The sequence below is a fragment of the Pseudomonas sp. NDM genome, from assembly GCF_003105095.1.
Classification (GTDB): Bacteria; Pseudomonadota; Gammaproteobacteria; order Pseudomonadales; family Pseudomonadaceae; genus Aquipseudomonas; species Aquipseudomonas moraviensis_A.
Map to the genome: position 1 here is coordinate 1 of NZ_QETJ01000224.1, position 6,525 is coordinate 6,525.

Consider the following 6,525-nt stretch of genomic DNA (forward strand, 5'->3'; position numbering starts at 1 on the left):
TCCCACAGGGGATTGCGTACGACCATAAGTCACCTGTGGGAGCGAGCCTGCTCGCGAAGACAATCCAGAGGGCGAAGCAGGAACAACTGCCTCACCCCGTCTGGATCAGAAGAACCCCAACGGATTGATGTCGTAGCTCACCAGCAGGTTTTTGGTCTGCTGGTAATGGTCGAGCATCATCTTGTGGGTCTCACGCCCGACGCCGGACTTCTTGTAACCGCCGAACGCGGCATGCGCCGGGTACAGGTGGTAGCAGTTGGTCCACACGCGACCGGCCTTGATCGCCCGGCCCATGCGGTAGGCGCGGTTGATGTCGCGGGTCCACAGGCCGGCACCGAGGCCGAACTCGGTGTCGTTGGCGATCGCCAGGGCTTCGGCTTCGTCCTTGAAGGTGGTGATGCTCACCACCGGGCCGAAGATTTCTTCCTGGAACACGCGCATTTTGTTGGTGCCTTTGAGCAGAGTCGGCTGGATGTAATAACCGGTCGCCAGGCTGCCCTCGAGTTTTTCCACCTTGCCGCCGGTCAGCAGTTCCGCGCCTTCGCCCTTGGCGATTTCCAGGTACGAGAGGATCTTGTCGAATTGCTGCTCCGACGCCTGGGCGCCGACCATGGTGTCGGTGTCGAGCGGATCGCCGCGTTTGATCTGGCTGACTTTCTTCATTACGGCCTGCATGAATTCGTCGTAGATCGATTCCTGCACCAGCGCGCGGGAAGGGCAGGTGCACACTTCGCCCTGGTTGAAGAACGCCAGTACCAGACCTTCGGCGGCTTTTTCGATGAAGCTCGGCTCGGCCTGCATGATGTCTTCGAAGAAGATGTTCGGCGACTTGCCGCCCAGCTCCACGGTGGACGGAATGATGTTTTCCGCCGCGCATTTCATGATGTGCGAGCCGACCGGGGTCGAACCGGTGAAGGCGATCTTGGCGATGCGCTTGCTGGTCGCCAAGGCTTCGCCGGCTTCTTTGCCGAAGCCTTGCACGACGTTGAGCACGCCCGGCGGCAGCAGGTCGCCGATCAGTTCCATCAGCACGCAGATGCCCAGCGGGGTTTGCTCGGCAGGTTTGAGCACCACGCAGTTACCGGCGGCCAGCGCTGGCGCGAGTTTCCACGCGGCCATCAGCAGCGGGAAGTTCCACGGGATGATCTGGCCGACCACGCCCAGCGGTTCATGGATGTGATAGGCCACGGTGTTGCCGTCGATTTCCGCAGCGCTGCCTTCCTGAGCGCGCAAGCACCCGGCGAAGTAGCGAAAATGGTCAGCGGCCAGCGGGATATCGGCGTTGAGGGTTTCGCGGATGGCTTTGCCGTTGTCCCAGGTTTCGGTGATCGCCAGCAGTTCGAGGTTTTCTTCGATACGGTCGGCGATTTTCAGCAGGATCAGCGAGCGCGCCTGCACGGAAGTGGCGCCCCACGCATCGGCGGCAGCGTGGGCGGCATCCAGCGCCTTGTCGATGTCTTCGGCGGTGGAGCGGGGGAATTCGGCGATGGGCTGGCCATTCACTGGCGAGGTATTGGTGAAGTACTGACCTTTGACCGGCGCGACGAACTCGCCGCCGATGTAATTACCGTACTTGCTCTTGAACGAGACTTTGGCGCCGTCAGTACCGGGGTGGGCGTAACGCATGATGATGTTCTCCTTGGCCTTGTACTTATTAGAGAAACGCGCAAGTGCGCTTGCTATAAGCGTAGAGCAAGGGCTGGGCCACTGCCGTGCGGGTCAGGCAAATCAAGGGTTTGGCCGGTTTGTCTCGGACGAATGGAGGGGCGCTGTGACGGTTTCGGTACAGCGCGGGTGACAATTTGTACCACTTGCGGCACAGCCCGTGACCGAGCGGTCTTGCCAGCATTGCAATGCGTCGGTGGCTGGAGGATGCTGAGCGTCACCTCATGCTTTGGGCCGTCGCGCCTCGGGGAGAACAATAAGAAATGCACGACAACCATTTGAGTCGCCATGCCCGCCAGGTTCTCACCGTCACCCAGGGCAAACCGCACCTGCACGGCCCCGGAGCCGATCCGTCGATCGCCCGTTCGTGGCTGCGCTGTCTTGAGGACTATCACCTCGATCCTTCTGTGACCATGGCCCCGACCGTGCTCGAGCATGGCCGGGTGCTGGAAAGTCGCGAACGTCTGCAGCAAGTGCTGCAGATCGCCGGTACCGAAATGAGCAGCTTGCATCAACAGCTCTCCGGGGCCGGTCACGCGGTGCTGCTGACTGACGCGCGTGGGGTGATCCTCAATTGCGTCACCGCGCCGGCCGAACGCAAGATTTTCGAGCGCGCCGGGCTCTGGCTCGGCGCCGACTGGAGCGAAGCCTGCGAAGGCACCAATGGCATCGGCACCTGCCTGGTCGAGCGTCAGGCGCTGACCATTCACCAGGACGAACACTTTCGCGGCCGTCATACCGGGCTGACCTGTTCAGCGAGCCCGGTGTTCGATCCGCAGGGTGAGCTGCTGGCAGTACTCGATGTGTCCTCGGCCCGGCCGGACGTCTCGCGGCAAAGCCAGTTCCACACCATGGCGCTGGTCAATCTGTCGGCAAAGATGATCGAGAGCTGCTACTTCCTGCGCTGTTTCGACAATCAGTGGTTGCTGCGTTTTCACCTGCAGGCCGAGTCCGTCGGCTTGTTCAGCGAAGGGCTGCTGGCGTTCGACGGCGAAGGGCGGATCAGCGCGGTCAACCAGAGCGCGCTGAACCTGCTCGGGCATGGTCGCGGTGGTCTGCTCGGGCAACCGGTGGAAGCGTTTTTCGATTGCTCGCTGGACGAATTGCTTGGCCGTGCGAGCGCCAATGCCAGCGCCAGTTGGCCGCTGCGTACCTGTGATGGGCGGCATTTGTTTGCCGTGTTGCGCGGCGAATCGCGCAAGCCGACAGCGATTGTCCCAACGCCCATCCCTGCGCCGGCGCCACGCCTGTCCGGCATTTGCCTCGGCGACGAAGCGTTGCAGGCCGAGTTCCGCAAAGCCCTGCGCGTGTTCGAGCGCGACGTGCCGCTGTTGATCAACGGCGAAACCGGTTCGGGCAAAGAGGCGTTCGCCAAGGCAGTGCATCAGGCCAGCCAGCGCTGCGGCAATGGCTTCGTCGCACTCAATTGCGCAGCCATTCCGGAAAGCCTGATCGAGAGCGAACTGTTCGGCTATCGCGGGGGCAGCTTCACTGGCGCGCGCAAGGACGGCATGCGCGGCAAACTGCAACAGGCCGATGGCGGCACGTTGTTTCTCGATGAAATCGGCGACATGCCACTGGCCTTGCAGACGCGCTTGCTGCGTGTGCTGGAGGATCGGCAAGTGGTGCCGATTGGCGGCGAACCGCAGACGGTGGACGTGCGGATCATCAGCGCGACGCACCGCAATCTGCTGGAGCGGGTCGAGGATTGCAGTTTTCGCGAGGATCTGTATTACCGCTTGAACGGACTGGAAGTGGCGTTGCCAGCATTGCGTGAACGCAGTGATAAATCGCAGTTGCTGGATTTTCTATTGGCCGAGGAGGCTGTAGGCGAAACGATCCTGATCGAAGAACCGGCGCGGCAGGCGTTGCTGGCGTTCAACTGGCCGGGGAACGTGCGGCAACTGCGCAATGTCCTGCGCACGCTGGCGGCGTTGTGTGATGGCGGGCGGGTCGGGGTTGAGGATTTGCCGGTGATGATTCGGCAAGCGCGGCCGGCGGTTGTGGCGGCCGACACTGCCGCACAGCCACTGGAAGATGCCGAGCGCCTCGCATTGCTCAGTGTGCTGGAGCAGACCCGGTGGCATATGACCCATACAGCGCAGCAACTGGGCGTAAGCCGCAACACCCTTTATAGAAAACTGCGTAAACACGGAATTGAGCGGCGTGCCAGCTGAAAGCCCTCACCCTAACCCTCTCCCAGAGGGAGAGGGGACTGACCGAGGTGTTTTGGCGATTTACGCCGACCTGAAATATCGAGCCGAACTCAGGATTTGAACGCGACTGAGATCGGCTCCCTCTCCCTGTGGAGAGGGCTGGGGAGAGGGGCTGCGATCGAAAGCCGGGCCGATTTACGCCGACCTGAAATATCGAGCCGAACTCAGGATTTGAAGGCGACCGAGATCGGCTCCCTCTCCCTGGGGAGAGGGCTGGGGTGAGGGGCTGCGGTCTGAAGCCGTGCGCAGATGTAGCCGCCAACCCGTCTCCATCCTTCAGCTAAAGAGTGCCATTTCCCCCTCCCTACGCTAACCTGCGGCCATGTTTTACGAGGTCGACTATGCACATTCATATTCTGGGTATCTGCGGGACTTTCATGGGCTCGATGGCGGTGTTGGCCAAAGAGCTGGGCCATCACGTGACCGGCTCCGACGCCAACGTCTATCCGCCGATGAGCACGCAGCTCGAGGCCCAGGGCATTCAGCTGACGCAGGGTTATGACCCGGCGCAACTCGATCCGGCGCCGGATCTGGTGGTGATCGGCAATGCCATGTCCCGTGGCAACCCGGCGGTGGAATATGTACTGAACAAAGGCCTGCCGTACGTCTCCGGCCCGCAATGGCTGGCCGATCATGTCCTGCAAGGGCGCTGGGTACTGGCCGTTGCCGGTACCCACGGCAAGACCACCACCAGCAGCATGCTCGCCTGGGTGCTGGAACACGCCGGCATGAGCCCGGGTTTCCTCATCGGCGGCGTGCCGCAGAATTTCTCGGTGTCGGCGCGCCTGGGCGGCACACCATTTTTTGTGATCGAGGCTGACGAATACGACAGCGCCTTTTTCGACAAGCGCTCGAAGTTCGTCCACTACCGCCCGCGCACCGCGATCCTCAACAACCTTGAGTTCGATCACGCCGACATCTTCCCCGATCTGCCGGCGATCGAGCGACAGTTCCACCACTTGGTGCGCACCATTCCGAGCGAAGGGCTGGTCATCCACCCGACCACCGAGCCGGCCTTGCAGCGCGTGATTGAAATGGGTTGCTGGACCCCGGTGCAAACCACCGGTGCCGGCGGTCAGTGGCAGGTCAAGTTGCTCAGCGAAGACGGCTCGGCATTCGAAGTGATGTTCGAAGGTGTGTCGCAAGGCACCGTCGAGTGGGAATTGACCGGTCAGCACAACGTCGCCAATGCCCTGGCTGCTCTGGCTGCGGCGCGGCATGTCGGTGTGGTGCCATCGATGGGCATTGCCGGGTTGAGCGCGTTCAAGAACGTCAAACGCCGTATGGAGAAAGTCGCTGAGGTGCGCGGCATCACCATTTACGACGATTTCGCTCACCACCCGACCGCCATCGCCACCACGCTTGATGGCCTACGTAAACGCATCGGCGACGCGCCACTGATTGCGATCATCGAGCCGCGCTCCAATTCGATGAAACTCGGCGCCCACCGTGACGGCTTGCCGGACAGCGTGGTCGATGCCGATCAGGTGATCTGGTACGCCCCGGCCAACCTTGGCTGGGACTTGGCTGCAACCGCTGCGTTGTGCACGGTGCCGTCGATCGTCAGCGATTCGCTGGAAGGCATCATCGAGCGCGTGAAGAGCCAGGCGCAGCCGGGCACCCACGTAGTGATCATGAGCAACGGTGGCTTCGGCGGCCTGCACGGCAAACTCGCCGAGGCGCTGCAATGAACACTTTTTCCCAGGCCGGCGGCCCGGAACGCATCACCCTGGCGATGACCGGCGCCTCGGGCGCGCAGTACGGTTTGCGCCTGCTTGATTGTCTGGTACGCGAAGATCGCGAAGTGCACTTCCTGATTTCCAAGGCTGCGCAACTGGTGATGGCCACCGAGACCGACGTGTCCCTGCCGAACAAACCACAGATGATGCAGGCCTTTCTCACCGAGTACACCGGTGCCGCCGCCGGGCAGATTCGGGTGTATGGCAAGGAAGACTGGATGTCCCCGGTGGCCTCCGGCTCCGGTGCGCCGGCGGCAATGGTGGTGGTGCCGTGCTCGACCGGCACGCTGTCGGCAATTGCGACCGGTGCCTGCAACAACCTCATCGAACGCGCGGCCGACGTCACGCTGAAAGAGCGTCGCCAGTTGATTCTGGTGCCGCGGGAGGCGCCGTACTCGAGCATTCATCTGGAGCACATGCTCAAGCTGTCGAACCTGGGCGTGACCATTTTGCCGGCGTCGCCGGGCTTCTATCACCAGCCGCAGACCATCGATGATTTGATCGACTTCGTCGTGGCGCGGATTCTCAATCTGCTCGGCATCCCGCAGGACATGTTGCCGCGTTGGGGTGAGCATCATCTGAGCAGCGATGAATAAGCTGCCGGTGCTCGTGCTGGCGGTGCTGCTGACCGGGTGTGCCACCGCGCGCACGCTGGATGCGGCGAAACCCGGCGCGCCGGTGGTGTATGCCGGGACGCGGCTGGATTTGTATGCGTTGAATGGCGGCTGCTGTGCGATGGACCGGTTTGGTGCCGAGGCGCCGAGTTACCCGGGCGTGGACCTGCCGGCCAGCGCGTTGCTCGACACGTTGTTGTTGCCGCTGTCTTTGCTGACTGTGATCGGCGTGGGATTCCAGGCGACTGGCGGATTGTAAAGGTCAAAAGATCGCAGCCTTCGGCAGCTCCT

The 6,525-nt window shown here is 62.2% G+C and carries 5 protein-coding genes; 4 read left to right on the top strand and 1 reads right to left on the bottom strand.

From position 1 onward, the window contains the following. Window positions 1-105: 105 nt before the first annotated feature. Complete coding sequence (locus tag DCO47_RS25085; RefSeq protein WP_024014465.1) at window positions 106-1,626, bottom strand: aldehyde dehydrogenase family protein; 1,521 nt, start codon at window positions 1,624-1,626, stop codon at window positions 106-108. A gap of 302 nt (window positions 1,627-1,928) precedes the next feature. Between DCO47_RS25085 and DCO47_RS25090 the strand changes: the two genes are divergently transcribed. The 4 genes from DCO47_RS25090 (at window position 1,929) to DCO47_RS25105 (ending at window position 6,493) form a co-directional block, all read left to right on the top strand. After that, complete coding sequence (locus DCO47_RS25090; RefSeq protein WP_116659158.1) at window positions 1,929-3,842, top strand: sigma-54-dependent Fis family transcriptional regulator; 1,914 nt, start codon at window positions 1,929-1,931, stop codon at window positions 3,840-3,842. A gap of 380 nt (window positions 3,843-4,222) precedes the next feature. After that, complete coding sequence (gene mpl / locus DCO47_RS25095) at window positions 4,223-5,572, top strand: UDP-N-acetylmuramate:L-alanyl-gamma-D-glutamyl-meso-diaminopimelate ligase (RefSeq protein WP_064364045.1); 1,350 nt, start codon at window positions 4,223-4,225, stop codon at window positions 5,570-5,572. Beyond that, window positions 5,569-6,216: a flavin prenyltransferase UbiX gene (gene ubiX, locus DCO47_RS25100; protein ID WP_024014462.1), complete on the top strand. Its 648-nt coding sequence runs from the start codon at window positions 5,569-5,571 to the stop codon at window positions 6,214-6,216. The genes mpl and ubiX overlap by 4 nt, the downstream gene beginning before the upstream one ends. Continuing rightward, a complete protein-coding gene (locus DCO47_RS25105; RefSeq protein ID WP_064364047.1) occupies window positions 6,209-6,493 on the top strand; it encodes a YceK/YidQ family lipoprotein in 285 nt (94 codons plus the stop codon). Before ubiX ends, DCO47_RS25105 begins: the two co-directional genes overlap by 8 nt. Window positions 6,494-6,525: the final 32 nt, after the last annotated feature.